3 protein-coding genes are annotated in these 3,081 nt (G+C 71.8%); all 3 read left to right on the forward strand.

All coding sequences use genetic code 11. From position 1 onward, the window contains the following. Positions 1–281 precede the first annotated feature (281 nt). Entirely contained in the window at positions 282–1,070 is a 789-nt protein-coding gene (lipB, locus tag FOE67_RS21125; RefSeq protein ID WP_182666424.1) for a lipoyl(octanoyl) transferase LipB, read from the forward strand. A gap of 156 nt (positions 1,071–1,226) precedes the next feature. Beyond that, positions 1,227–2,171, forward strand: a complete 945-nt coding sequence (lipA, locus tag FOE67_RS21130; protein WP_182666425.1) for a lipoyl synthase — start codon at positions 1,227–1,229, stop codon at positions 2,169–2,171. Positions 2,172–2,333: 162 nt separating this feature from the next. Next, positions 2,334–3,071 (forward strand): DUF4191 domain-containing protein, encoded by a 738-nt coding sequence (locus FOE67_RS21135; RefSeq protein ID WP_182666426.1) that lies wholly within the window; start codon positions 2,334–2,336, stop codon positions 3,069–3,071. Positions 3,072–3,081 lie beyond the last annotated feature (10 nt).

Here is a 3,081-nt window from a genome sequence, read left to right on the forward strand (position 1 = left end):
TATAAGAGACAGGGGTGGAGGAGTCTCCGGGTCGTTCCGTGGACATCAGCTATGCGGTCTCCTGCCATACGGCCGTGTGGCACCCGGGTGCCCTGCTGGAACGGCGTGAATGTAGCCGGAGGATTGCCGCATTCGGGCGTTTCGCCTCCCGATTCATCCGTACGTGTGAGCACGGGGGGCGTATCGCGGCCTTGTCCCGCGGTCGTAGAGTGGAGTCCCGGGCGCCCTCCTGGGTCGGAACGGCCGACACCAGCGGCGCGGAGACGAGAGGAAGCGCCGCAGTGAGTGAGCTGCGCTTTGTCCACCTCGGGTTCGGTCCGGAGGCGGTCGAGTACCACGCCGGCTGGCAGGAGCAGCGCCGGGTGCACACCGCCCGCTTCGCGGACGAGATCCCCGACACCTGCCTGCTCCTGGAACACCAACCCGTCTACACGGCCGGTCGGCGTACCGAGGAATCCGAGCGCCCGTTGGACGGCACGCCGGTGGTGGACGTGGACCGGGGCGGGAAGATCACCTGGCACGGCCCCGGGCAGCTGGTGGGGTACCCCATCCTCAAGCTGCCCCGCCCCGTGGACGTGGTCGCCCACGTGCGCCGATTGGAGGAGGCGCTGATCCGCACCTGCGCCGTCCTGGGCCTGGAGACCACCCGGGTGGAGGGCCGCAGCGGCGTGTGGGTGCTGGGCGACGCCGCGCCGGGGGCGATCCCCGCCCCCGCCGGGGGACTGTCCCTGGACTTCGACCCCCGGTTGAACGACGAGGAGTTCGATCCCCGGCTGTGCGGCCCGCAGTACGCGCCCTCCAACGCCGGGCAGCGGGGCGAGGACCGCAAGCTGGCGGCCATCGGGATCCGGGTGGCGAAGGGCGTGACCATGCACGGCTTCGCCCTCAACTGCAACCCCGACAACACCTCCTACGACCGGATCGTGCCGTGCGGCATCCGGGACGCCGGGGTGACCTCGCTCTCCCGGGAGCTGGGGCGGGAGGTGACCGTCGCCGAGGTGCTCCCGCTGGTGGAGCGGGAACTGGCGGCCGTCCTGGGTGCCGGGGTACCCGAGCCGCGGCCCGTGTGACCCTCCCCGACCGGGGGCGACCCCGATCCCGTCCCCGCCCGGGGCCGGGGACCGGGCCCGGCCCCGGACAAGGCGGGCGGGGACCCACCCCGGGCCGCGGAAGTCAAGGCGTACCCTGGGGTGTGCCGAGGAATCGAAAGTCGTAGGGAGTCGGACGTGTCCGCTGTCGCACCCGACGGTCGCAAACTGCTCCGACTGGAGGTCCGCAACAGCGAGACCCCCATCGAGCGGAAGCCCGAGTGGATCAAGACCCGGGCGAGGATGGGCCCCGAGTACCGCGAGCTGCAGGGTCTGGTGAAGCGGGAGGGCCTGCACACCGTCTGCCAGGAGGCGGGCTGTCCCAACATCTTCGAGTGCTGGGAGGACCGCGAGGCGACGTTCCTCATCGGCGGTGAGCAGTGCACCCGGCGGTGCGACTTCTGCCAGATCGACACCGGCAAGCCCGCCGAGTTCGACCGGGACGAGCCCCGTCGGGTCGCGGAGTCGGTGCGGCAGATGGAGTTGCGGTACGCCACGATCACCGGTGTCGCCCGGGACGACCTTCCCGACGGCGGTGCCTGGCTGTACGCGGAGACCGTCCGCCGGATCCACGACCTGATGCCGGACACCGGCGTGGAGCTGCTGATCCCGGACTTCAACGCCGTGCCCGAGCAGCTGGCGGAGGTCTTCTCCTCCCGCCCCGAGGTGCTGGCGCACAACGTGGAGACGGTGCCCCGGATCTTCAAGCGGATCCGTCCCGCCTTCCGCTACGAGCGTTCCCTGGAGGTGATCCGCCGGGCCCGCGAGGACGGTCTGGTCACCAAGTCCAACCTGATCCTCGGTCTGGGCGAGACCCGTGAGGAGGTCTCCGAGGCCCTGCGCGACCTGCACTCGGCCGGCTGCGAGCTGATCACCATCACCCAGTACCTGCGCCCCACCCCCCGGCACCACCCCGTGGAGCGGTGGGTGAAGCCGGACGAGTTCGTCGAGTTGCAGGCCGAGGCCGAGGAGATCGGCTTCGCCGGCGTGATGTCGGGACCGCTGGTGCGCTCCTCGTACCGGGCCGGCCGCCTGTACAAGCAGGCCGTGGAGAGGCGCGGCGCGGCCTCCCCCGCGGCCTGACCCGTCCCTCCCCTCCGCCCCGTCGCGGGGCCCGCTCCACCGGGCCCCGCGACGGGGCGGAGACCTTCCCCGGCCGGGGTCCCCGGGGCTCCCGGCGCGGTCGGACCGGACCGACGGCTCCCCGGCGTCCACCGCCGCTCCCCTGCCCGTAGACTTGCCGACATGGCGAGGAAGAAGAAGGCGGACTCCACGGCCTCCGGAAGCACGGAGAACCCGGAGAGCACCGAGAACCCCGGCCGGCTGAAGCAGATCGGCCTGACCTACAAGATGGCCAGGCGGGTCGACCGCAGGATCGGTTGGATCCTGGCGGCGGTGGGCCTCGGGACGTTCGGCGTCATGCTCGCCATCGGCTTCCTGATCGGCCGCCCGATCTACCTGGGGCTGTTCGGTGCGCTCATCGCGCTGCTGGCCACCGCGATCGTCTTCGGCCGTCGCGCCGAGCGGGCCGCCTTCTCCCAGATGGAGGGCCGCCCCGGCGCCGCCGCGGCCGTGCTGGAGAACATGAAGCGCGGTGTGTCCTTCACCCCCGCCGTGGCGATGAACCGGCAGCAGGACATCGTGCACCGCGCGGTCGGCAAGTGCGGCATCGTCCTGGTGGGCGAGGGCAACCCGAACCGGCTGCGGACCCTGCTGGCCGCCGAGAAGCGCAGGATGGCCCGGGTGGTCTCGGACGTGCCGGTGCACGACGTGATCGTCGGGAACGCCGAGGGGCAGGTGCCGCTGCGCAAGCTGCGCTCCACGATCCTGAAGTTCCCGCGGGTGCTGGCCGGCGGGCGGGTCACCGAGGTCAACGACCGCCTGCGCGCCATGGGTGATCTGCTGAGCAACATGCCGGTGCCGAAGGGGCCCATGCCCAAGGGGCTGAAGCTGCCGAAGGGCCAGATGCCCCGGGGTCGCTGACCCCACCCTC

It is taken from the genome of Streptomyces calidiresistens (genome assembly GCF_014141525.1).
GTDB classification, from domain to species: Bacteria; Actinomycetota; Actinomycetes; order Streptomycetales; family Streptomycetaceae; genus Streptomyces; species Streptomyces calidiresistens.

What these genes read in the sequence shown, in the direction of transcription:
- FOE67_RS21135 (WP_182666426.1), top strand. Translation starts at nt 2,334, where the DNA reads ATGGCGAGGAAGAAGAAGGCGGACTCCACGGCCTCCGGAAGCACGGAG.